Source organism: Comamonas sp. Z1 (genome assembly GCF_008121555.1).
Taxonomy (GTDB): Bacteria; Pseudomonadota; Gammaproteobacteria; order Burkholderiales; family Burkholderiaceae_C; genus Comamonas; species Comamonas thiooxydans.
In genome coordinates, this window is sequence record NZ_VOQT01000002.1 from 570,143 (window position 1) to 592,009 (window position 21,867).

The window sequence follows — 21,867 nt, forward strand, 5'->3', positions numbered from 1 at the left end:
CGGGCCTCCAGAGGCTAGCCCGTCAGGGCTTGGGGAAGACCGGGACGAGCTGCTGCCGCGGCGCGGCTCACTCCTCGAGCAGGGAGCGCAGCATCCAGGCAGTCTGCTCGTGCACGGCCAGACGCTGGGTCAGCAGATCGGCCGTGGGCTCGTCGCCGGCCTTGTCGGCACGTGGGAACAGCTGGCGAGCCGTGCGCGCCACGGCCTCGTGGCCCTGCACCAGGATGCGCACCATCTCCAGGGCCTTGGGCGGCTGGGCCGGGGCATCGGGCAGGCTGGTGAGCTTGCCGAACTGGGCATAGGAGCCAGGTGCATGGTGGCCCAGTGCGCGGATGCGCTCGGCCACGGGATCGACAGCATTCCACAGCTCGGTGTACTGCGCCATGAACATGGTGTGCAGCGTGTTGAACATGGGCCCCGTGACATTCCAGTGGAAGTTGTGCGTGGTCAGGTACAGCGTATAGGTGTCGGCCAGCAGCGCCGACAGCCCCTTGGCGATGGCGGCGCGGTCCTCGTCGCTGATGCCGATATGGATGCCTGCGGGCACCTGCGGCGCGGCGTCCGACTTTTGTTTCTGCGATTTGTCCTTGCCTTGCTTGGTCATGCACTCACCTTTCAGGTTTAACGAATCCAGGCTCCCGCCCTCTTTGAGCCGCTAAAGCCACGCTTATTACGACAGACGCTGCACCCCCGGCAGCGGGCAGGCGTAGACGGCATTGCGCAGTGCGGCAATCGCCTCATAGCGCGTGAAGCTGCGTCGCCAGGCCAGCACCACACGGCGGGTGGGCGGCGCAATGCCGTCTTCCTCATGAATCGGAAGATAGCGAATATGAGGCTCATCGGCGCGGCGACGGCGCTCAATGGGAGCCAGTGCATCCTCGGGCACGGACAGTCGCGGCACCAGGGTCACGCCCATGCCGGCGGCCACCATATATTTGATGGTTTCGAGAGAGGAGCCTTCGAAGGTGCGGCGAATGCCCTCGGAGTTGCTGGCATAGCGCGCGAATTCGGGGCAGACCTCAAGCACATGGTCGCGGAAGCAGTGACCCGCGCCCAGCAGCAGCATGGTCTCGTTCTTGAGATCCGTGGTGGACAGGCTTTTCTTCTGCGCCAGCGGGTGGGTGCTGGGCACGGCGGCCATGAAGGGCTCGTCGTACAGCGGAGCCAGTGCCAGACCGGTATCGGGGAAGGGCTCGGCCATGATGGCGCAGTCAATCTCGCCCGTGCGCAGCATCTCCAGCAACTTGACGGTGAAGTTCTCCTGCAACATCAGCGGCATCTGCGGCGTCATATTGATGGAGTTGCGCACCAGATCGGGGAGCAGATAGGGGCCTATGGTGTAGATCACGCCCAGGGTCAGAACGCCTGACAGCGGGTCCTTGCCACGCTTGGCAATTTCCTTGATCTCATTGGCCTGCTCGAGCACGCTTTGGGCCTGGCGCACGATCTCCTCGCCCAGCGAGGTCACCGAGACTTCACCGGCACTGCGCTCGAAAATCTTGACATCCAGCTCTTCCTCCAGCTTCTTGATCGCCACGGACAGCGTAGGCTGGGACACATAGCATGCTTCGGCGGCGCGGCCAAAGTGCTTTTCCCGCGCAACGGCCACGATGTACTTCAATTCGGTAAGAGTCATAGAGAGGGGGTCTTTGGGATTCTCAATAACAGCATTGATTCATCCTGTTTTTGCATTCAATCACAAATTGCCAAGGCAAAAGATTACATATATTCCTGCAAAAACGTAACTCTTTACGTCTTCAAACGCAGATTTGGGTATTTCAGGCCTTCAAATATTCGGCCTTTCCACCCAGCCAGCGGCTGACATGGCGTGCAGCCAGCGCAGGAAACTGCTCAAGCATAAGCGGTGCCAGCTCGCGCGCCCAGTCCAGCAGCATCACGTCCTGCTCGAGATCGGCAAAGCGCAACATGGGTGCACCCGACTGCCGAGCGCCGAGAAACTCGCCCGGGCCGCGAATCTCCAGATCCCGCCTCGCGATCTCGAAACCGTCATTGGTCTCGGCCATGGCCCGCAGGCGTTCCTTGCCTGTATCGGACAGGCGCCCGTTGTCATTGACCGAATACAGCAGCACACAGGCCGAGGCTGCAGCGCCGCGCCCCACACGGCCGCGCAACTGGTGCAGCTGCGAGAGGCCGAAACGCTCCGAGTGTTCAATGACCATCAACGAGGCATTGGGCACGTCCACACCCACCTCGATCACCGTGGTGGATACCAGCACTCCCATGACGCCGGCAGAAAACAGCTCCATCACGGCCTTTTTCTCGGCCGTGGGCATGCGCGAGTGCAGCAGACCCACCATGACACCAGGCAGCATTTCGCTCAAATATTCATGGGTAGCCGTGGCATTCGACAGATCCAGCGCTTCGCTCTCCTCGATCAACGGGCAGACCCAATAGACCTGACGCCCTCTGGCGACCTGGGCACCGATGCGCTCGATCACCTCGTCCTTGCGGCTGTCCGAGATCAGCTTGGTGACGATAGGCGTGCGCCCTGGCGGCAGCTCGTCGATGGTGGAGACATCGAGGTCGGCGTAATAGCTCATGGCCAAGGTACGGGGAATCGGTGTGGCGCTCATCATCAGCAAATGTGGCTCCATTCCCGTGGCCGCGAGCTTTTGCCGAAGCGCCAGACGCTGGGCCACGCCAAAGCGGTGCTGCTCGTCGATCACGGCGAGGGCCAGATTCTTGAACTGCACCTGCTCCTGAATCACGGCATGCGTGCCCACGACCAGCGCCGCCTCGCCGCTTTCCACCAGCGCCAGCATCGCGGCGCGCTCCTTCTTTTTCTGGGCGCCGGCCAGCCAGGCGACCTTTTTGCCCAGCGGCGCCAGAATCGGCTCCAGCCAGCCGACCAGCTTGCCGAAATGCTGCTCGGCCAGGATTTCGGTCGGAGCCATCAACGCGCATTGCCAGCCGGCCTCGATACAGGCCACGGCAGACAGTGCTGCCACCACCGTCTTGCCCGAGCCCACATCGCCCTGCAGCAAACGATGCATGGGAATACGGCGTTCCATATCGGCTCGAATCTCTCCCACCACTCGCTGCTGCGCCCCCGTCAGGCCAAACGGCAGTTCCGCCAGAAACTGCTGGGTCAAGTCAGCCATGCCGGCCTGCGGCCTGAGCACGGGCGCGCGCAAGCGGGCGCGCTCGCGCTTGGCCTCGTACTGGGACAGCTGCTGGGCCAGCAGCTCTTCCGCCTTGAGTCTTTGCCAGGCCGGGTGGGAATGGTCCTCCAGCGTGACCAAGGCCACATCGGGCGTTGGATGGTGCAGAAAAATGAGCGCATTGCGCAAGTCATATGCCGGCTGCAGTCCATTTTGACCATAGAACTGCGCAATGGGAGGCGACTGCCCCGGTGGCAAGGTCTCGGACAGATCGGCACGCAACAGCGCCGAGGCAATGGCCCGGCGCAGATAGGCCTGGGGCAAACTGGCAGTGGCTGGATAGACCGGTGTCAGCGCCGTGGGCAGCTCGCCGCCCGCCACCCGGAATGCAGGGTGCATCATCTGCCGCCCCCAGAAACCGCCCTTGACCTCGCCGCGAATGCGCAGGCGCGCCCCGGGCGCCATGGTCTTTTGCTGCGACGGATAGAAGCTGAAGAAGGTCAGCAGACAGGTGCTGCTGCCGTCATCCACGGTGACCTTGAGCATGCGCCTGGGGCGCAGCTGCACCTCGCTGTGCGTGACCGTGGCTTCGATCTGCACCGTCTCGCCATCACGCGCGTTCTTCAGCGGCACGATGCGGGTTTCGTCCTCATAGCGCAGCGGCAGATGCAAAGCCAGATCGATATCGCGCGTCAATCCCATCTTCTGCAAGGCCTGCTGCGCAGGGCTGACGGTCTTCTTGGGAGCTGCATCCTGGTCCATGCCCGCCTTTTTCTCACGAGCGGCAGCGCGCTTGACAGCAGACTTCGGCTCGGTAACAGGCTTTTTTGACACAGACAACTGAGACTCCTTGACTACACTCCCCGCGACAGGGAAAGCAATGTATGTATATACAGCATATTCAGGTTCGCAAACAACTGCCGCCAGCGCAATAACGTCAAAATCGCTACCATTCTCAAATTGTTACTATGTGTTTCCTCGTAAATCCATGTTGAAGCGAGTTGATGTCGAGCACCTGCGCCCGGGGATGTTTGTGCACGAGTTCTGCGGCTCGTGGATGGAGCACCCCTTTTTGCGTACCCGCCTCCTGCTCGATCAGCCCAGGGACCTGGAACGCCTGCTTGCCACCACCATCCGCCAGGTGTGGATAGACACCGGCAAGGGGGCCGACATCGCCCCCGACATCACGCCCGCAGAAGTCTTGGAGTCGCCAGGCGACGAAGCTGTGCCCAGCTCGCCGGTACGGCCCACCAGAACCAGCGTGGAGTTGCAGCAGGCCCATCAGATCATTGGGCAAGCACGTGATGTGCTCAAGACCATGTTCAAGGACGTTCGCCTGGGCCGTCCGCTGGACCTGCCTGCCTCAGGTCTGCTGGTCGACGAGATGGCCGAGTCGATCAAGCGCAACCCCCACGCCCTGATCAGCCTGGCGCGACTGAAGACTGCGGACAACTACTCCTATATGCACAGCATTGCGGTGTGCGCGCTGATGATTGGTCTGGCACACCGCATGGGTCTGGACGAGCACCAGGTGCATCAGGCCGGTATCGCAGGCCTGCTGCACGATATCGGTAAAAGCAGAGTGCCGCCGGATGTTCTCAACAAGCCTGGGCCGCTGGATGCCGAGGAATGGGTCATCATGAAGTCCCACCCTCGCTGGGGCTACGAAATCCTGTTGCCTCAGGGGCTGGACGACGCCGTTACCGACGCCTGCCTGCATCACCACGAAAAAGTCGACGGCACGGGCTATCCCGACGGACTGAAGCAGGACGAGATCAGTCTGATGGCGCGCATGACGGCAGTCTGCGATGTCTATGACGCAATCACCTCGGATCGCCCCTACAAGCAGGGCTGGCACCCGGCCATCGCGCTGCAGCGCATGGCGCAATGGGCGCCCCATCATTTCGACAAGGCCATCTTCGAGCAGTTTGTCCAGACGGTGGGCATCTACCCGCTGGGCTCGCTGGTGCGGCTGCAGTCGCAGCATCTTGCCGTAGTGCTGGATGTCTCGCCGACCTGTTTGCTGACCCCGAAAGTGCGGCGCTTTTACTGCCTCAGCCAACAGCGCCGCATCACACCCGAGATTCTCGATCTGGCTTGCCCCCTGGCCAACGACAGCATAGTCGGGCGCGAAGACCCTGCCGACTGGCCCTTCAGGAATCTCAACGAGCTCTGGAATCCAGCCGCTGCTCAGCCCTGAAGCCGGCAGCCCTAATGGCGATTTGCGACAATCGCCCACTTGTTTGATTGAACTTGGAACGGGCCTCGTACGGCCCTCAAGCACCGCATGTCTTCCTGCCCCCGTGAATTCACACTCAGCGATTTCGACTTCGACCTGCCCGAATCCCTGATTGCCCAGCACCCCACCGCCGTTCGCAGCGCCTCGCGCCTGCTTGACGGCCGCAGCCTCCCTCCCACCGACCGCATCTTCCGCGAACTGCCCGATCTGCTGCAGCCCGGCGACCTGCTGGTCTTCAACGACACCAAGGTCATCAAGGCGCGCGTCTTCGGCGAAAAAGCCAGCGGCGGCAAGATCGAGCTGCTGGTCGAGCGCGTGCTGCAGAACAACGAGGTCGTGGCCCATATGCGCGTGAGCAAAAAGCCCTTGCCCGGTGCCAAGATCCATCTTTGCGGCGGCCTCAAGAACGGAGGGTTCGAAGCCACCCTGCTGGGCCGCTGGCCGGACGAGAACGGGCCGCTATTCCATCTTTCCTTCAAGGGCAACCAGGGCGAATCGCCCTATGAATTGCTGGAGCAGTTCGGCCACCTGCCGCTGCCGCCCTATATCGAGCGCCAGCAAAACGCCGAGCACGACCCTGATGAAAAAGAAGACAGCGAGCGCTACCAGACCGTGTTCGCAGCCCACCCTGGTGCCGTAGCCGCACCGACCGCCGCCCTGCATTTCGACGAGACCGTTCTGGCCGCCCTGCAAGCCAAGGGCGTGGAGCGCGCCAGCGTCACCCTGCATGTGGGAGCCGGCACCTTCCAGCCCGTCAAGACCGAAAACCTTGCCGACCACACCATGCACAGCGAGTGGTACGACATTCCCCTGCCCACATTGGCCGCCATGGAGCGCTGCCGCCAGCGCGGCGGCCGCATCATTGCCGTGGGCACCACCACGGTGCGCACGCTGGAGTCCTGGGCCAAGTACGGCAATATCAGCGGCGACACCAGCATCTTCATCACACCGGGCTTTCAGTACCAGGTGGTCGACATGCTGATCACCAACTTCCATCTGCCCAAAAGCACGCTGATGATGCTGGTCAGCGCTTTTGCGGGCTATGAGCACATCATGGGCATGTATCAGCATGCGATTGCCCAGCATTACCGCTTCTTCAGCTATGGAGACTCCATGCTGCTGGAGCGCCGGCGCTGATCTGCAACACATTGGAGCCGCTGTGCCGGCTCCTGGCATAAGGAGTTACAGAAACACTGGGTCCAATCTTTTCTTAGTGGTAGATTTCATCGTTTTGTCAAAGTGCTTATTCATTTAGAAAAATCGATGGAAGTTCAAACCCCACAAGATGAAGAGCTGGATCTGCTGGATCTATTGGTCACTCTCGCAGAAAACTGGAAAATTCTGATTTTCGGCCCGCTATTGGCTGGCATTGCGGCTTACGGAATCGGTCTGGCGATCCCCAAGACCTACGAGAGCAGCGCATCGGTTCAGGTGGAGCGTCCCGGCTCCAGCTTTACCGCCCCCATGGCCGCCAGCCTGGCCATGTCTGCTGACGTGCTGCATCAGATTGCCCCTGTTGCGGGCCTGGACGATGGCCTGACCAAGGAAGAAATCTATAAAAAGCTCAGCAAGCGCATCACCGTCAATGTCGGCAAGCAGGACAAGCTGCTGAATATTTCAACGCAGGCCAAATCGCCCGAAGCGGCTCAAAAGCTCAACCAGGCACTGCTGGACACCTTGTTTCCCCTGAGCAAGCCACGCGGTCTGGAAAAAAAGCAGCTGGAGGTGCAGCTGGCCTCCGAGAAGACACGCCTGGAGGAGTCGCTCAAGCTGGAGCATGACACCTCCGCCAATCTCTCCTCCGGGAAAAGTGTCACCGAAGCCACCAGCCGCCTCTATGGCGAACTGCTGACCGCGAACAGCAATCGCCAAAAGGGGATTCTGGACATGGAGCGTCGCCTTGAAGGTCTGGACAACGACGATGTGATCCAGATGCCGACCCTGCCCGAACTTTCCATCAAGCCCAAGAAGTCCATGCTGGCCATTGGTGCGGCTGTGGGCACCGGTTTCCTGCTGCTGCTGTTTGTCTTCATCCGGCAAGCGCTGCGCACCGCCAAGGAGTCTTCGACCGAGCAGGCCGAAAAAATTGCGCGTATTCGTAACGCCATGCCCTGGTAATCCTTCATCACCCCATCCAGTGCCCGCACCTAACAGTGCGGGCATTTTTATGGGCGTCACAACCAAAGCCGACAACTTCGCCCCCTAGAATTCCTCGCTTCTCTTGTCGCAAATCGCTACGGACATGTTCCCCGGCTGGCTCTCTCCCACACTTTCCCCGTCAGCGCAGTCTGCCATCCGCGGTGTTCTGCTCACCATATTCGCCTGTGCGCTGTTTGCCGTTCTGGATAGCGCCACCAAGTTCACGGGAACGCTGCTTCCGGTTCTCATGGTTTTGTGGCTGCGCTTCACGGCCCAGGCTCTGGTCACCAGCGTGCTGGTTTTGCCTCGGCACGGCCTTTCGGCACTGAGAACCCGGAACTTGAGCTTTCAGCTTCTGAGAGCGATCTCGGGGCTGTTGACCACGGTCTGCGCCTTTTTCTGCATAAAGAACATGCCTTTGGCCAATTTCACGGCCATCTGGTCAGCGGCTCCGCTGTTTATCGTGGTGGCCTCGGCGCTATTTTTCAAAGAGCAGGTCAGTCCTGCCCGTTGGTCGCTGCTGGTGATCGGTCTGCTGGCAGTGATTGCCATCGTCCGACCGGAAAACGATGGACAGCCCTTGGGCCTGGCCGCTCTGTGGCCTGTTGGTCTGCTGGTATCGGGCACCACCTACCAGGTCCTCGGAAGTCGCCTGTCGCGCCTGGATTCACCTCCAACCACCCAGCTTTACTCGACCTGGCTGCCCTTGCTGCTGACTACGCCTCTCATAGGCTTTGTATGGCAGCCCATCGATGACTGGCAGATCTACGCGGCAGCAGCTGTGATGGGCCTTTGCAGCGGCATTGGCCACCTGATGCTGCTGCAGGCATACACACACGCCACGCCCGCAACCGTGGCGCCTTTCCTCTACAGCCAGATCGGCTTTGCCATGCTGATGGGCTGGCTGTTTTTCGGGCAGCTTCCCGACAGCACATCGCTGCTCGGAATGACGGTGGTGACGCTCAGCGGCCTGACGGGCGTCTGGCTTGGAATCAGGGAAAAGCGCTGAGACAGCCCAATCTGGCCATCTCAATAGCCGTGTCTGAGCTTGAACTCCCTGGCCTTGCCGAAGTGTCCGTTACCGATAAAGGGCACAGGAGGCCTCAGGGCCGATAACGGTGAAGGGTGGTTGCTCATCAGCACCAGATGGCCACGATCCTGAGGAATGAACACACGCTTGGACTGGGCGTGCGAGCCCCAGAGCATGAAGACCGTGGGCCGCCCCTGCTCGGCGACATGTCGGATGATGGCATCGGTCAGCTCTTCCCAGCCTTTTTTGGCATGGCTTGCGGCTTGCCCTTCTTCCACCGTCAGGCTGGTATTGAGCAGCAGCACGCCATGCTGAGCCCAGCTCACCAGGCTGCCGCCGGGCTGGGGAAAAGCCGGAAACGGCGTGCCCAGCTCGCGCTGCATTTCCTTGAAGATGTTCTGCAGCGAGGGCGGAACGCGCACCCCGGGGGCAACCGAGAATGCCAGCCCTTCGGCCTGCCCACGGCCGTGATAGGGGTCCTGCCCGAGAATCACGACACGCACGTCCTCTGGCGGTGTCAGCTCCAGGGCCCTCAAGGGGGCAGGGGGAAAGATCACGGCGCTGGCATCCAGTCTTTGCTGCAAAAACTGCAGCAGCTTCTGGCCCGTGCTCCCTGCAAAGAAAGAGTCGACAACGGCTTGCCAGCCGGTTGAGACTGGCCAGTCCTGCGGATCTGCACTCATCAACTGGGTAGGCGCAGCGGTGTTGGCACTAATGCTCTGGCTAGTGAAGTTCATGCGTGGATTCTCTCAACTTCCACGCCCACCTCGAATGATTTCCTCAAGGGTTCTCACCTATTTCGAGGCTCAAAATACCTGATTTCAGTGAGTGACACATTCTGACAATTTGCAAAGAATCGACTCCAACATAGCTGACCATCTGGCGGCTCAGGCTCACAAGGAGTTATTCATGCACACATCTTCTGCCAGTCACTCACAAGCCTCTGCCGCGCAGGCCTTCTTTTCCTGCGCCCGCCCTGCTTTCACCTTGAGTCCCCAGGGCTTCAAGTTTGCCGACTGGGAGCTGAGGCTGCGCTCGCGCAGCCTCATCAGCGCTGCTGGGCATGAGGTGGGACTGACCAAGAGCGAATTCTCGCTGCTGCTGGCCCTGCTCAAACGTCCCAGGCAAATCATGAGTCGTGAGCAGATCATGGATCTGACGCAGGCCGAAGACGATGTCTTTGACCGTGCCATCGATGTGCAGATGCTGCGCTTGCGCCGCAAGGTCGAAGCATCGAGCCGCGCGCCCACGCTGCTCAAGACCAAGCGTGGTGCCGGCTATTTTCTGGATGCCGATGTGCAGGTTCTGCGCTGAACCCGCACAGCAGCCAATCGCTCACTGAAACAACTGGGCCAGGGCCTCGCCCGGCTCGCGGGCACGCATAAAAGCCTCGCCCACCAGGAAGGCGTCAATGCCGGCGTCACGCATGGTCTTCACATCGTCGCGGCTCAGGATGCCGGACTCGGTCACCAGCAGGCGATCTGCAGGCACATCCTTCTTGAGGGCAATCGTGGTCTGAATATCGACCTCGAATGTGCGTAGATTGCGGTTGTTGATGCCCACCAGCGGCGTCTTGAGCTTGAGAGCACACTGCAACTCCTCGCCGTCATGCACTTCCACCAGCACATCCATGTCCAGGCTGTGCGCAATCTGCTCCATCTCCGCCATCTGCGCATCGTCCAGGCAGGCGGCGATCAAGAGCACGCAGTCGGCGCCCATCACCCGAGATTCGTAGATCTGATAGGGGTCGACCATGAAGTCCTTGCGCAGCACCGGCAGCAGCGTGCTCGCGCGAGCCTGCTTGAGATAGTCTGGTTGCCCCTGGAAGAACTGGCGATCGGTCAGCACCGACAGGCAGGCCGCACTGATCTTGCCGTCGCCCACCATATAGCTCTGGGCGATGTCGGCAGGATCGAAGTCGGGACGGATCACGCCCTTGCTGGGGCTGGCCTTCTTGACTTCGGCGATCACACCGGCCTGTCCCTTGGCGATCTTGGCTCGGATGGCGCCTACGAAATCGCGCGTGGAGACACGGCTTTCCGCATCGCGGCGCATCTCGGCAAACGGCACGGCCTTCTTGGCGGCTGCAACTTCCTGGACCTTGACGTCGCAGATTTTCTTGAGAATGTCAGACATGGTTTTCCTTGTTGGTGGCGGCATCCGCTGGGCTGCGCAAGACCTTCACGATGACGCGGTGCATGCCTATGCCCACCACGATGAACAGCAGGGAGAGGCCCAGCACGATCCAGGTGCCGGCATCGCTCCAGATGGGCGCATCCAGCAGGCTCATGCCGCTGCCTGGCCAAGCTTTTGCGAATAGGCCACCAGCTCCTTGAGCTTGGCCAGTGCCGCGCCGCTATCGATGGCCTTCTGCGCACGCTCCAGGCCCTCTTCAATAGAGCCGGCCACATTGGCGGCATAGAGGGCGGCACCGGAGTTGAGACAGACGATATCGCGCGCCGGGCCTTGGTCCCCCTGCAGCACGCCCATCAGCATGGCCTTGGACTCCTCGGGATTCTCGACCTTGAGCGAGCGCGTACCCGCCATGCGCAGCCCGAAGTCCTCGGGATGGACTTCATACTCGCGCACCACGCCGTCCTTGAGCTCGCCGACCAGCGTGCCCGCGCCCAGGCTGATTTCATCCAGGCCGTCGCGGCCATAGACGACCAGCGCATGCTCGGCTCCCAGGCGCTGCAGGGCACGCACCTGAATGCCGACTAGGTCTTCGTGGAACACGCCCATCAGGATATTGGGCGCGGATGCCGGGTTGGTGAGCGGACCCAGGATGTTGAAGATGGTGCGCACGCCCAGTTCCTTGCGCACGGGGGCCACGTTCTTCATGGCCGGATGATGGTTGGGCGCAAACATGAAGCCTATGCCCACATCGCGTATGCAATCGGCGATCTGCGCGGCGTTGAGGTTGATGTTGACGCCCAGCGCCTCCATGGCATCGGCGCTGCCCGACTTGCTGCTGACGCTGCGCCCGCCATGCTTGCTCACCTTGCCGCCCGCTGCCGCAATCACAAAGGTCGAGCAGGTGGAGATGTTGAAGGTGTTGGCGCCGTCGCCGCCGGTGCCGACGATATCGACCAGATTCCTCTTGTCGTGCACGTTCACCTTGTTGGAGAACTCGCGCATCACCTCGGCCGCAGCCGAGATCTCGCCAATGGTTTCCTTCTTCACGCGCAAGCCGGTGATGATGGAGGCCGTCATCACGGGCGAGAGCTCGCCGCGCATGATCATGCGCATCAGATGCAGCATTTCGTCATGGAAGATTTCACGATGCTCGATGGTTCGCTGCAGCGCTTCCTGGGGAGTGATCATTGCAATATCTCTCTATGTTTTTGGGAGCTGCTTGCGCTTACCTTCACTTGATTTCCCATTGTTTTCATTCTGAAATCAAGCAGTAGCAAACGTTAGCAGCTATCAATAAATCGACAGTTATTTCTGGTCGAGAAAGTTCTTCAGCATGGCATGGCCGTGCTCGGTCAGAATGCTCTCGGGGTGAAACTGCACGCCCTCGATGGCCAGCTCGCGGTGGCGAACCCCCTGGATTTCACCATCTTCGCTGGTCGCCGTGATTTCAAGGCACTCGGGCAGCGTGTTCCGGTCGATGACCAGAGAGTGATAGCGGTTGACCGTGAACTGCCTGGGCAGGTCGGCAAATACGCCCTTCTGGTCGGTGCTGATCACGCTGGTCTTGCCATGCATCTGCTGGCCCGCCCGGATGATGTCGCCGCCAAAGGCCGCGCCGATGCTCTGGTGACCCAGGCAGACGCCCAGAATCGGCAGCTTGCCCGCGAAATGCTTGATCGCCGCCACCGAGATGCCCGCCTCGTTGGGCGAGCAGGGGCCGGGCGAGATCACCAGCCGCTCGATGCCTTCGCGCGCGATCAGCGCCTCGACTTCGGCCACCGTGGTTTCGTCATTGCGCACCACGGTCACCTCAGCGCCCAGCTCGCTAAAGTACTGGACGATGTTGTAGGTAAAGCTGTCGTAGTTATCGACCATCAGCAGTTTCATGGTCTTACTCCCCTGATTTCTTGGGTTCACGCAGGCGCGCAAATTCCTGGTGTTCGTAGGCGATGCAGGCTTCCATCAGCGCGCGATAGACGGTCTCCATCACATCGGGCTGGCCGCCTTCCTGCGCCGTGCGCTCACGCACGCGGCTGACGATGGCTTCGATGCGCGCCTCATCGCGCACCTGGCCCACGTCCCCCTTGATGCGCGCCGCCTGCTGCATATAGCCGATGCGCGTGACCAGCAGCGGCACCAGTACATCGTCGAGCGCATTCACATTGCGGCGCACATCTTCCATGGTGGTGCAGTGCTGCACCAGATCAATGGCTTGGCTCATTCCAGACCTTCCTCAACCAGTTCTGCGGCGCGCAACAGGGCGCGGGCCTTGTGCTCGGTTTCTCTCCATTCCAGCTCGGGCACGGAGTCGGCCACCACGCCGGCAGCGGCCTGCACATAGAGCACGTTGTCCTTGATGACGCCGGTACGGATCGCAATCGCCAGATCCATGTCGCCGGCAAAGCTCAGATAGCCGCAGGCACCGCCGTAGATGCCGCGCTTGCTGGGCTCGAGCCGGTCGATGACTTCCATGGCATGCACCTTGGGAGCGCCCGTCAGCGTGCCTGCAGGGAAGGTGGCCTTGAAGACGTCCATATTGTCCATGCCGTCCTGCAAGATGCCTTCCACATTGCTCACGATATGCATGACATGGCTGTAGCGTTCCACGGCAAAGGCTTCGGTCACCTTGACGCTGCCGGTCCTGGCAATGCGGCCGATATCGTTGCGCGCCAGATCGATCAGCATCACATGCTCGGCACGCTCCTTGGGATCGGCAATCAGCTCCTGCTCGGTGGTCTTGTCGGCCTCCACCGTATTGCCGCGCGGACGAGTGCCGGCCAGGGGTCGAATCGTGACCTTCTGGCCGTCGGGCGTGCGCTCCTGGCGCACCAGAATCTCCGGGCTGGCTCCCACCACATGGAAATCTCCGAAATGGTAGAAGTACATATAGGGGCTGGGATTGAGCGAGCGCAGCGCGCGGTACAGCGACAGCGGCGAGGCCGTGAAACGCTTGTGAATGCGCTGGCCCACCTGCACCTGCATGAAGTCGCCCGCCGCGATCAGCTCCTTGGCCTTTTGCACGGCGTCCAGATAGTCCTGCTTGTCGAAGCTGCGCTCTGCGGGATAGCTCTCGCCGGCGCGGATCTGCGGCGCGCTGACGGAATAGCGCAGTTGGTCCTTGAGCTGGCGCAGACGCTTCTTGGCGCGGGTATAGGCTTCGGCCTCGCCGGGGTTGGCGTAGACGATGAGATAGAGCTTGCCCGAGAGGTTGTCGATGACGGCGACCTCTTCGCACTGCAGCAGCATGATGTCGGGCGTGCCCAGGCTGTCGGGCGGGCAGCTGTTCTCCAGCTTTTTCTCGATGTAGCGCACGGCGTCATAGCCGAAATAGCCGGCCAGGCCGCCGCAAAAGCGCGGCATGCCGGGCGTGACGGCCACCTTGAAGCGCTGCTGATAGGCCGCGATGAAGTCCAGCGGATTGCCGCCGGCTGTCTCCACCACCTTGCCATCTGTCACGACTTCGGTCTTGGCTTCAGTGCCAAAGCCCGAGGCGCGCACAAAGCTGCGTGCCGGCAGGCCGATGAAGCTGTAGCGGCCGAAGCGCTCGCCGCCGACGACGGATTCCAGCAAGAAGCTGTACTTGCCGTCACCATTGGCATGGGCCAGCTTGAGATAGAGGGAGAGCGGGGTTTCGAGGTCGGCAAAGGCCTCGATCAGCAGCGGGATGCGGTTATAGCCTTGGGCTGCAAGCGATTTGAATTCCAGTTCCGTGATCACGGGAGAAGCTCCGGGAGTCATGGCGCATGGTGCATCTGCACGGATTGATTACGGGCAGATGACGCGTTTGAAGAAAGGATGCGCCGGTTCATTCCAATTGGCCCGAAGTATGCAACGCATGGGGCCGCGGGGTGCACGCCGGGCTCGTGCCGGGTGCTTCAGCAGTTCGGATGTGCAGGCTTACGCCAGGGCCAGGCTCCCCGGTCTCCACAACCTGCATTGAACGTGCGATGAATGAACATGATGCGGACAGTGTAGCGCATAGCGCCGCCGCGCAAACAATGACGCTCCGATGCCATGCAATGACTTCCATGCTGGGGACAGACCTGATTGCGGCAATCACGGGCAAAAACAAACATACCGTTTTCACCGGAACGCGGGCCCACGGCGCGCAAAGCGAAGCGGTCACCAGAACTGCTCGGCCGGAAATCACGAGGAGACAGCCATGCCCAGTGCCCGTTTGATGCCAGCCCTGCTGCTGGCAGCCGCTCTTGCCTGCCCGGCCGCTCAGGCACAAGGCATGCCCTCCGAGCCCGTGAAACTTCATGGTGTCATCTATGCCCCCAGCTTGCAATCCCAAGGCAGGACGCTGGAACTCAATGGCGCAGGCACCCGCTACAAGGCCGTTTTCAAGGTCTATACCGCCGGCCTGTATCTGGAAAAACCGGCACGCAGCCTGCAGGAAATCGCCGCCCAGCCCGGCCCCAAGCGCATCAGCGTGACCATGCTGCGCGATATCGACTCGGCCGAGCTTGGCAAGCTGTTCTCGCGCGGCATGGAAGACAATATGGAGCGGGCCGCCTTCTCCAAGCTGATTCCGGGGGTGATGCGCATGAGCGAGATCTTCACCCAGCACAAAAAACTGCTTGCGGGCGAGAGCTTCATGGTGGACTGGCTGCCCGGCCAGGGCGCCATCGTGACCGTCAAGGGCCAGCCTCAGGGCGAGGCTTTCAAGGAGCCCGAGTTCTTCAATGCCCTGTTGGGCATCTGGCTCGGGCCCAGGCCCGCCGATCAGCAGCTCAAGAAAGCGCTGCTGGGCGAGGCTGGCTGACTCACTTGAGCAGCTCGCGGTAATAGTTGGGCAGCGCAAGCAGCGCGCCGTGCACCTGCTCGTTGTAGTACTGCAGATCCCGCACCTTGCGCTGCCTGAGGCGCTCGGCCACTTGCTGCGCCTTCAGCTCCAGCGGATCCAGCTCATCGGAGGCCACGGCCAGCCCCCAGTAAGCGCCGTAAAGCGGAATATAGAGGCCGTAGCAGCGCACCACGGCAAACTGCTGACGCAGGCTGCGCACCAGCTCTGCCACCTGCGGACCGTGGAAGACAGGGCTGCCCAGATGCAGCACCAGCGCGCCGCCCGGCGCCAGCACGCGCTTCATGCGTGCCAGCGAGTCGGGCGCGTACAAGGCGCTGGCTGGCGTGTCGGGGTCGGTCAGATCCATCAGTGCCAGATCAAAGCGCTCATCGGTTGCCTCCATCAGGGCCAGACCGTCGCCTATGCAGACTTCAACACGGGCATCATCGAGTGCGCCGCGATGCACGGCATGCAGATGCTGGCGCGAAAAATGCACCACGGCCTCGTCCAGCTCAGCCAGCACCACGCGCTCGATGCTCGGATGCTTGAGCAACTCCTCCACGGCACCACCGTCGCCGCCGCCCAGAATCAAGGCCTTGCGCGGCGCGGGGTGGGCCATGGCGGCCGGGTGCACCAGGGCCTCGTGATAGAAGAACTCCTCGCCCTCGGAGGTCATGAAGCGATCATCGAGACGCAGCACCTTGCCGAACTGCGGCGTCTGCAGCAGCTCCAGCTTCTGGTATGGGGTCTGCAGCGTCTGCAACGACGTGGCGCGATAGCCAAAGCGTGCATGGGGCGCGAGCTGCTCCAGGGCCCAGCCGGATTCGGGCTCGGGTGCAGGGTCCACGTCATTGTCTGCCAGCTGCGCCATGCCGATGTCTCCGCGCATCAATTGCTGGCGCAGCACCTTTTTGGGCGCAAAAGCCTCGATCACGCCTTCCATCAGACGGCGGGCCTTGCCCGAGTTGTCGGCGGAGAAATTGCACACATAGACGTCAATGGTGACACTGCCCGTCTCGGGCCAGGTATGTATGGCCAGATGGGACTCCGCCAGCAGCACCGTACCCGTCACCCCGCCGGGCTGGCCTTCATAGGGCGGAAACTTCACCCAGGTGTCATCCACCAGGGTCAGCCCCGAGGCAGCGGTCTGTTCGCGGCAAAGCCCGGCGATGGCGTCGGCATCGAGCATGTAGCGCTCATGGCCTGCGCATTGGTAAAGGTCGGCAGTCAGGTGCAATCCGTGCATGTGGCGTGAGTCCTCCTTCGTTCTCTGCCGGCTGCAAGGCGATGCACGAGCCGACATGGGTTCAAACAAAGCAAATGACTCTAGCAAATATGCTTATCCGCACTCTTTCTTGCCAGATATGCGGGCCAACAGACGGCATCACACCACAAGCTGCTCCAGCGAATCCAGATGGGCCCTGGCCTCGACCGCCGTGATGGGCTGACCGTGGTTGTAGCCGTAGGTCATCAGCACCACCGGACAGCCAGCGGCATGGGCGGCCTGGGCATCGTTGCTGGAGTCGCCCACCATCAGCGTGCGTGCGGGTTCGCTGCCCAAGGCCTTGCAGGTTTCGACCAACGGCATGGGGTCGGGCTTTTTGCGCGGGAAGGAGTCGCCACCGAACACGCAGTCGAAAAAGCCGTCCAGCCCCTTGGCGGCCAGCAGGGGCTGGGCAAAGGACAAAGGCTTGTTGGTCAGGCAGGCCATGCGCAGCCCCAGGGACTGGAGTGCCTGCAGACCTTCGGCCACGCCCGGATAGACATCGGCAAACTGGCCGTTGATGGTCAGGTAATGGTGCTCATAACGCTGCCAGGCGCGGGGATACAGGGCATCGATGTCCGGCGCCTCCACATGCGCCAGCACGGAGCGGATCAGATGCTCGCTGCCCTTGCCCACCATGTTCTCGATGATCTGCGGCGCTATGGCCGGCAGTTGCAGATCGGCCAGCATACGGTTGAGCGCTTCGGCAAAGTCGCCCAGCGTATTCACCATGGTGCCATCGAGGTCGACCATGACGGCATCCAGTTCCAGGGCGGCGGCGGGAGCAGGCAGATTCAGCTTCATACAACTATTAATTCAATAGCTGCATGCGCTTTTCAATATTGGGCTTGCAGCCAAAAACACTAAAACTTTCATACCCCGACTCCAATAGCCGCGCTCTTGCATCGAGCGCAGCCGAAGCCAGGACAGCGAGCCAGACCTGGGCGGCTTCGCCGCCTCAATGCAAAGGAGCTGCGGGGCGCAGCACCTTAAGCGGGAGTCAGGCAAGATTCTTGCGCATGGTGTCGATGACAGCCTTGTAATCCGGCTTGCCGAAGATGGCGCTGCCAGCCACAAAGGTGTCGGCACCGGCATCGGCCACGGCGCGGATATTGGCTTCCTTGATGCCGCCGTCCACTTCCAGGCGAATGTCTTTGCCAGAAGCATCGATCAACTTGCGGGCCTTTTCGATCTTACGCAGCGTGCTATCAATAAAGCTTTGACCGCCGAAACCGGGGTTCACGCTCATCAAGAGGATCAGGTCGATGTCTTCGATCATCCAGTCCAGCACCTCCAGCGACGCGGCGGGATTGAACACCAGACCGGCCTTGCAGCCGTGGGCCTTGATGTTCTGAACACTGCGGTGCACATGCTGCGATGCATCGGGGTGAAAGCTGATGTAGTCCGCTCCTGCCTTGGCAAAGGCCGTGGCGAGATCGTCCACGGGCTGCACCATCAGATGCACGTCGATGGGCACGGGCTTGCCATCGGGTGTGACCGAATGGGGTTTCAAAGCCTGACAGATCATGGGGCCGAAGGTCAGATTCGGCACGTAATGGTTGTCCATCACGTCAAAGTGGATCCAGTCGGCGCCGGCCGCAATGACATTACGCACTTCTTCACCCAGACGGGCGAAGTCGGCTGACAGGATGGAGGGGGCAATACGGTAGGTGGGGCTCATGGATTGCAATTGTCGCAGTTACCATTAGCTCATGCCGATGAATGAGTTTCTGGTCCAAGTCCAGCCCGCCTACCTGCCCGAGCAATCCGCTCCGGCCGCCGGCGTCTATGTGTTTTCCTACACCATTACCGTCACCAACACGGGTGAGGTGCCCGCGCAGCTGATTGCGCGGCACTGGATCATCACCAACGAGCTGGGCCATGTCGAAGAGGTCAAAGGCCTGGGCGTGGTGGGCCGACAGCCGCTGCTGCAGCCCGGTGAATCCTTCGAGTACAGCAGCGGCTGCCAGCTGCGCACGCCCACGGGTACCATGCGCGGCAGCTATCTCTGCGTGAATCACGAGGGCGAGACCTTCGAGTGCGAGATTCCGCTCTTCGTATTGCAGATGAATGACTCCGGCGACCCCATGCCCATGCCCGAGAAGCGCGTTCTGCACTGAGGCAAGCACCCACATTTGCATGAAGAAAAGCACTCTTGACCTGCCCGGCCTGCTGGCGTCCCTGGACCCCGATGCTGGCCTTGCGCAACGCCATCTGTGGCTGATCCATCTGGCCGAATGGATACGCGCAGCCGAACCCTCTGTCGAAGGCGCCGTGCAGCGCGTGAAACAGATCGTCGAGGCCTTCGAGGCCGATCCCGAAGCCCTGGCCCGGCTGCGCCGCTGGAGCCAGACGCTGATGGAGACGGTGGACATCACCGCCCTGCTGGCCGATTTCGGCTTTGCCCCGCGCACCGCCATGGCCAGCGAGGTTGCCGAGCGCCTGCGCTACAAGTTGCTGCCCAGCACGCCCGAGACCGAGGACGCCTCCGAGCTGTTCATGCTGGTCTTCCCCGACCGTTTTGACGCCCGCTGGCTGCATGCGCTGGACAGCCAGCTCATGGCCCGCATCACCACCTTGCTGACCCCGCAACAGCTCGAAGAAGGCGTGAGCTTCTGGGAGCGCAACCTGCTTGACGCCATCACCTATTGCGCGGGCCAGATTCTCTCCACGGGGTTTGCCCCAGAGCTGCGTCTGCGCATGAGCGAGCAGGCACGCGAGGAAAAGCCGTTTCATGCGCTGATCCACGATGTGGAAAACCTGCGTGTGGAGGTCATGCTGCCACTGCGCACCACCGACAGGCGCGACGCCGCAGCCGCCCAGCTGCGCGAACGGCTCGAGGCCTGCCGCGCCGCAGTGTCCTCGGTGTACTCCTATGTCGAGGCCGAAGGCATTTCCGTCGGCCTGATCTTCCGCCTGCGCCAGGTGCGTGCGCGCATTCTGCGCATTCGCCGCCTGCTCGATTGCCTGCTGGCAGAAGACCGTGCCTACGAGACGTCCGAGCTGCTCTCCAACCTCGTGGCCGTGGGCATAGAGCGCCGAAGCGTGCGTGCGCTGATGTCCACCAACTCGTCCTTGCTGGCCGCCAAGGTGGCCGAGCGCAGTGCCGAAACCGGCGAGCACTACATCACCCGCGACGGCAGCGAATATCGCAAGATGGTCGCCAAGGCCGCGGGCGGCGGCTTTGTGATGGCCTTCACCACGCTGGCCAAGTTTGCACTGTATGCGTTGGGCCTGTCCGTCTTCTGGTCAGGGCTGGCTGCGGGCTTCAACTACGCCATCAGCTTTGTGCTGATCCAGATGCTGCACTTCACGGTGGCCACCAAGCAGCCGGCCATGACGGCGCCGGCCATGGCGGCCAAGCTCAAGGACATCCAAAGTGATGGATCCATCCAGGAATTCGTCGACGAAGTCGCCCATCTGGTGCGCTCCCAGGTGGCCGCCATTCTGGGCAACGTGCTCATCGTCTTCCCCGGGGCGTTGCTGCTGTCGCTGGGCTACGCCTATCTTGTCGGGCACCAGGCGCTCAGCACCCCGCATGCGCGCCAGGTGCTGGACTCGCTGAGTCTGCTGGGGCCGTCCGTGCTCTTCGCCGCCTTTACCGGCGTGCTGCTGTTTGTCAGCAGCCTGATTGCCGGCGGTGCGGAGAACTGGTTTGTGCTGCGCAACATCGATTCGGTGATTCGCTACAACCCGCGCATCACACGCTTTCTGGGCACGGGCCGCGCGGATCGCTGGGCAAGCTTCTTGCGCAAGAATGTCTCCAGCCTGGCATCCAATATCTCGCTGGGTTTCATGCTGGGCCTGGTGCCTGCATTTGCGGCCTTCTTCGGCCTGGGGCTGGAAGTACGCCACGTCACCCTGTCCACCGGCCAGATCGGCGTGGCCGTGGCATCACTGGGCTGGGAGGTGCTGCATGACGATCTGCTGTGGTGGGCAGTGGCCATGCTGCCATTCAATGCGGCGCTGAATGTGGGAGTGAGCTTCTACCTGGCTTTCCGCGTCGCCCTGCGTGCCCACAACGTCAGCGGCGTGGACCGCTCGCGCATCTACAAGGCCATACGCCAGCGCTTCTGGCGCAGGCCGCTGAGCTTTTTCTGGCCTTGACCATCAACCGCCGCCGACCAGCGGCTCACCAGGCCGCAGCATTGCGGGCGGCCAGAGACTTCATGGGTGAATTCGATCTGATCCGCCGCTATTTCCAGCGCCCCGTACGTCGCGCCGCCCTTGGCGTGGGCGACGATTGCGCGCTACTGGCCCCGGCCCCCGGCATGCAGCTGGCCATCTCCAGCGACATGCTGGTCGAGGGCCGCCATTTCTTTGCCGACGTGAACCCGCGCCTGCTGGGTCACAAGGCTCTGGCCGTCAATCTCAGCGACCTGGCCGCCAGCGGCGCCAGGCCTCTGGCGTTCACGCTGGCCCTGTCTTTGCCCCGTGCCGACGAAGACTGGATCAGCGAATTTGCAACCGGCCTGCTGACCCTGGCCGATGTCCATGACTGCGAACTCATCGGCGGCGACACCACGGGCGGCCCGCTTAATATCTGCATTACCGTGTTCGGCGAAGTCCCTGCCGGCCAGGCCTTGTTGCGCAGCGGCGCCAGGGCCGGCGATGAGATCTGGGTCAGCGGCACTCTGGGCGATGCACGCCTGGCACTGGAGGCCATGCTGGGCCGCGTGCAATTGCCTGCCGAGCTGCTGCAACAGACCCGCCAGCGGCTGGAAGCACCCACGCCGCGCGTGGCCCTGGGCCTGGCGCTGCGCGGCATTGCCAGCAGCGCGCTGGATGTCAGCGACGGCCTGCTCGGAGATCTCGGCCATATTCTGGAACTGTCCAGCGTCGGGGCCACGGTAGACAGCCGCTGCACCACGCCCTTGATGGCCGCAGCCGCCTATCCGCACAGCGATGCATGGCAATTCGATTCAAAGCTGCAACAGCAATGCACACTGGCAGGCGGCGATGACTACGAGCTGTGTTTTACCGCCCCCGTAGCCCGGCATGCCGACGTGCTGGCAGCAGGCGCTGCCAGCGGCACGATCGTGCATCGCATAGGCCGCATCGATGCCGAGCCGGGCCTGCGCGTGATCGACGCAAATGGAGCCCTGCTGCAAAACCGCTGGAAATCCTTCGACCACTTCGGCGGATGAA

22 protein-coding genes are annotated in these 21,867 nt (G+C 61.8%); 9 read left to right on the forward strand and 13 right to left on the reverse strand.

Annotated features, from left to right (window positions below; all coding sequences use genetic code 11):
* Window positions 1-67: 67 nt before the first annotated feature.
* From FSY45_RS06000 to recG, 3 genes are all read right to left on the reverse strand, one after another.
* The gene (locus tag FSY45_RS06000; protein ID WP_003068377.1) at window positions 68-604 is read right to left on the reverse strand and encodes a Dps family protein; all 537 of its coding nucleotides are present in this window, start codon (window positions 602-604) and stop codon (window positions 68-70) included.
* Between the two features lie 66 nt (window positions 605-670).
* Window positions 671-1,636: a LysR substrate-binding domain-containing protein gene (locus FSY45_RS06005; protein ID WP_003068373.1), complete on the reverse strand. Its 966-nt coding sequence runs from the start codon at window positions 1,634-1,636 to the stop codon at window positions 671-673.
* Between the two features lie 142 nt (window positions 1,637-1,778).
* Window positions 1,779-3,962, reverse strand: coding sequence for an ATP-dependent DNA helicase RecG (gene recG / locus FSY45_RS06010; RefSeq protein ID WP_148747960.1), 2,184 nt, complete (start codon window positions 3,960-3,962; stop codon window positions 1,779-1,781).
* Between the two features lie 148 nt (window positions 3,963-4,110).
* Between recG and FSY45_RS06015 the strand changes: the two genes are divergently transcribed.
* The 4 genes from FSY45_RS06015 (at window position 4,111) to FSY45_RS06030 (ending at window position 8,509) form a co-directional block, all read left to right on the forward strand.
* Window positions 4,111-5,322: an HD-GYP domain-containing protein gene (locus FSY45_RS06015; protein ID WP_034362846.1), complete on the forward strand. Its 1,212-nt coding sequence runs from the start codon at window positions 4,111-4,113 to the stop codon at window positions 5,320-5,322.
* A gap of 87 nt (window positions 5,323-5,409) precedes the next feature.
* The gene (gene queA, locus FSY45_RS06020) at window positions 5,410-6,498 is read left to right on the forward strand and encodes a tRNA preQ1(34) S-adenosylmethionine ribosyltransferase-isomerase QueA (protein ID WP_046461622.1); all 1,089 of its coding nucleotides are present in this window, start codon (window positions 5,410-5,412) and stop codon (window positions 6,496-6,498) included.
* A gap of 126 nt (window positions 6,499-6,624) precedes the next feature.
* Entirely contained in the window at window positions 6,625-7,479 is an 855-nt protein-coding gene (locus FSY45_RS06025; RefSeq protein ID WP_046461621.1) for a Wzz/FepE/Etk N-terminal domain-containing protein, read from the forward strand.
* Between the two features lie 103 nt (window positions 7,480-7,582).
* On the forward strand, window positions 7,583-8,509 hold the full coding sequence (locus tag FSY45_RS06030) for a DMT family transporter (protein ID WP_223305687.1): 927 nt from the start codon (window positions 7,583-7,585) through the stop codon (window positions 8,507-8,509).
* Window positions 8,510-8,529: 20 nt separating this feature from the next.
* Here FSY45_RS06030 and FSY45_RS06035 read toward each other — a convergent pair whose 3' ends face one another.
* A complete protein-coding gene (locus FSY45_RS06035; RefSeq protein WP_046461620.1) occupies window positions 8,530-9,267 on the reverse strand; it encodes a uracil-DNA glycosylase in 738 nt (245 codons plus the stop codon).
* Window positions 9,268-9,439: 172 nt separating this feature from the next.
* On the opposite strand from FSY45_RS06035, the gene FSY45_RS06040 reads away from it, so the two are divergent.
* Window positions 9,440-9,844: a winged helix-turn-helix domain-containing protein gene (locus FSY45_RS06040; protein ID WP_046461700.1), complete on the forward strand. Its 405-nt coding sequence runs from the start codon at window positions 9,440-9,442 to the stop codon at window positions 9,842-9,844.
* 21 nt (window positions 9,845-9,865) lie between these two features.
* Here the strand turns inward: FSY45_RS06040 and trpC are convergent, their stop codons facing one another.
* From trpC to trpE, 6 genes are all read right to left on the reverse strand, one after another.
* Window positions 9,866-10,666, reverse strand: coding sequence for an indole-3-glycerol phosphate synthase TrpC (gene trpC / locus FSY45_RS06045; protein WP_003068349.1), 801 nt, complete (start codon window positions 10,664-10,666; stop codon window positions 9,866-9,868).
* Entirely contained in the window at window positions 10,659-10,820 is a 162-nt protein-coding gene (locus tag FSY45_RS27780; RefSeq protein WP_187427534.1) for a hypothetical protein, read from the reverse strand. The genes trpC and FSY45_RS27780 overlap by 8 nt, the downstream gene beginning before the upstream one ends.
* Window positions 10,817-11,860, reverse strand: coding sequence for an anthranilate phosphoribosyltransferase (trpD, locus tag FSY45_RS06050; protein ID WP_122974798.1), 1,044 nt, complete (start codon window positions 11,858-11,860; stop codon window positions 10,817-10,819). The genes FSY45_RS27780 and trpD overlap by 4 nt, the downstream gene beginning before the upstream one ends.
* A 111-nt stretch (window positions 11,861-11,971) precedes the next feature.
* Entirely contained in the window at window positions 11,972-12,553 is a 582-nt protein-coding gene (locus tag FSY45_RS06055; protein WP_046461619.1) for an aminodeoxychorismate/anthranilate synthase component II, read from the reverse strand.
* Between the two features lie 4 nt (window positions 12,554-12,557).
* On the reverse strand, window positions 12,558-12,887 hold the full coding sequence (locus FSY45_RS06060; protein WP_003068340.1) for a chorismate mutase: 330 nt from the start codon (window positions 12,885-12,887) through the stop codon (window positions 12,558-12,560).
* Entirely contained in the window at window positions 12,884-14,383 is a 1,500-nt protein-coding gene (gene trpE / locus FSY45_RS06065; protein ID WP_046461699.1) for an anthranilate synthase component I, read from the reverse strand. Before trpE ends, FSY45_RS06060 begins: the two co-directional genes overlap by 4 nt.
* A gap of 445 nt (window positions 14,384-14,828) precedes the next feature.
* On the opposite strand from trpE, the gene FSY45_RS06070 reads away from it, so the two are divergent.
* Entirely contained in the window at window positions 14,829-15,434 is a 606-nt protein-coding gene (locus FSY45_RS06070) for a chalcone isomerase family protein (protein ID WP_046461618.1), read from the forward strand.
* A gap of 1 nt (window position 15,435) precedes the next feature.
* Here FSY45_RS06070 and speE read toward each other — a convergent pair whose 3' ends face one another.
* The 3 genes from speE to rpe form a co-directional block, all read right to left on the reverse strand.
* Window positions 15,436-16,701 carry a polyamine aminopropyltransferase gene (gene speE, locus FSY45_RS06075; RefSeq protein ID WP_046461617.1) on the reverse strand — a complete coding sequence of 422 codons (1,266 nt, stop codon included), beginning with the start codon at window positions 16,699-16,701 and terminating at the stop codon, window positions 15,436-15,438.
* Between the two features lie 138 nt (window positions 16,702-16,839).
* The gene (locus FSY45_RS06080) at window positions 16,840-17,523 is read right to left on the reverse strand and encodes a phosphoglycolate phosphatase (protein WP_046461616.1); all 684 of its coding nucleotides are present in this window, start codon (window positions 17,521-17,523) and stop codon (window positions 16,840-16,842) included.
* Between the two features lie 196 nt (window positions 17,524-17,719).
* Window positions 17,720-18,400 (reverse strand): ribulose-phosphate 3-epimerase, encoded by a 681-nt coding sequence (gene rpe, locus FSY45_RS06085; RefSeq protein ID WP_012840118.1) that lies wholly within the window; start codon window positions 18,398-18,400, stop codon window positions 17,720-17,722.
* Window positions 18,401-18,431: 31 nt separating this feature from the next.
* On the opposite strand from rpe, the gene apaG reads away from it, so the two are divergent.
* The 3 genes from apaG (at window position 18,432) to thiL (ending at window position 21,866) form a co-directional block, all read left to right on the forward strand.
* A complete protein-coding gene (gene apaG / locus FSY45_RS06090) occupies window positions 18,432-18,839 on the forward strand; it encodes a Co2+/Mg2+ efflux protein ApaG (RefSeq protein WP_003068330.1) in 408 nt (135 codons plus the stop codon).
* A gap of 19 nt (window positions 18,840-18,858) precedes the next feature.
* Window positions 18,859-20,826, forward strand: a complete 1,968-nt coding sequence (locus tag FSY45_RS06095) for a site-specific recombinase (RefSeq protein WP_012840120.1) — start codon at window positions 18,859-18,861, stop codon at window positions 20,824-20,826.
* 62 nt (window positions 20,827-20,888) lie between these two features.
* The gene (gene thiL / locus FSY45_RS06100; RefSeq protein WP_046461615.1) at window positions 20,889-21,866 is read left to right on the forward strand and encodes a thiamine-phosphate kinase; all 978 of its coding nucleotides are present in this window, start codon (window positions 20,889-20,891) and stop codon (window positions 21,864-21,866) included.
* Window position 21,867 lies beyond the last annotated feature (1 nt).

Bases quoted from the DNA above. Each gene is read 5' to 3' on its own strand.
- FSY45_RS06055 (WP_046461619.1), bottom strand. From the start codon at position 12,553: ATGAAACTGCTGATGGTCGATAACTACGACAGCTTTACCTACAACATC.
- speE (WP_046461617.1), bottom strand. From the start codon at position 16,701: ATGCACGGATTGCACCTGACTGCCGACCTTTACCAATGCGCAGGCCAT.
- queA (WP_046461622.1), top strand. From the start codon at position 5,410: ATGTCTTCCTGCCCCCGTGAATTCACACTCAGCGATTTCGACTTCGAC.
- FSY45_RS06060 (WP_003068340.1), bottom strand. From the start codon at position 12,887: ATGAGCCAAGCCATTGATCTGGTGCAGCACTGCACCACCATGGAAGAT.
- FSY45_RS06080 (WP_046461616.1), bottom strand. From the start codon at position 17,523: ATGAAGCTGAATCTGCCTGCTCCCGCCGCCGCCCTGGAACTGGATGCC.
- FSY45_RS06040 (WP_046461700.1), top strand. From the start codon at position 9,440: ATGCACACATCTTCTGCCAGTCACTCACAAGCCTCTGCCGCGCAGGCC.
- trpC (WP_003068349.1), bottom strand. From the start codon at position 10,666: ATGTCTGACATTCTCAAGAAAATCTGCGACGTCAAGGTCCAGGAAGTT.
- apaG (WP_003068330.1), top strand. From the start codon at position 18,432: ATGCCGATGAATGAGTTTCTGGTCCAAGTCCAGCCCGCCTACCTGCCC.
- FSY45_RS27780 (WP_187427534.1), bottom strand. From the start codon at position 10,820: ATGAGCCTGCTGGATGCGCCCATCTGGAGCGATGCCGGCACCTGGATC.
- FSY45_RS06035 (WP_046461620.1), bottom strand. From the start codon at position 9,267: ATGAACTTCACTAGCCAGAGCATTAGTGCCAACACCGCTGCGCCTACC.
- FSY45_RS06000 (WP_003068377.1), bottom strand. From the start codon at position 604: ATGACCAAGCAAGGCAAGGACAAATCGCAGAAACAAAAGTCGGACGCC.
- FSY45_RS06095 (WP_012840120.1), top strand. From the start codon at position 18,859: ATGAAGAAAAGCACTCTTGACCTGCCCGGCCTGCTGGCGTCCCTGGAC.
- rpe (WP_012840118.1), bottom strand. From the start codon at position 18,400: ATGAGCCCCACCTACCGTATTGCCCCCTCCATCCTGTCAGCCGACTTC.
- FSY45_RS06070 (WP_046461618.1), top strand. From the start codon at position 14,829: ATGCCCAGTGCCCGTTTGATGCCAGCCCTGCTGCTGGCAGCCGCTCTT.
- thiL (WP_046461615.1), top strand. From the start codon at position 20,889: ATGGGTGAATTCGATCTGATCCGCCGCTATTTCCAGCGCCCCGTACGT.
- FSY45_RS06015 (WP_034362846.1), top strand. From the start codon at position 4,111: ATGTTGAAGCGAGTTGATGTCGAGCACCTGCGCCCGGGGATGTTTGTG.
- FSY45_RS06005 (WP_003068373.1), bottom strand. From the start codon at position 1,636: ATGACTCTTACCGAATTGAAGTACATCGTGGCCGTTGCGCGGGAAAAG.
- FSY45_RS06025 (WP_046461621.1), top strand. From the start codon at position 6,625: ATGGAAGTTCAAACCCCACAAGATGAAGAGCTGGATCTGCTGGATCTA.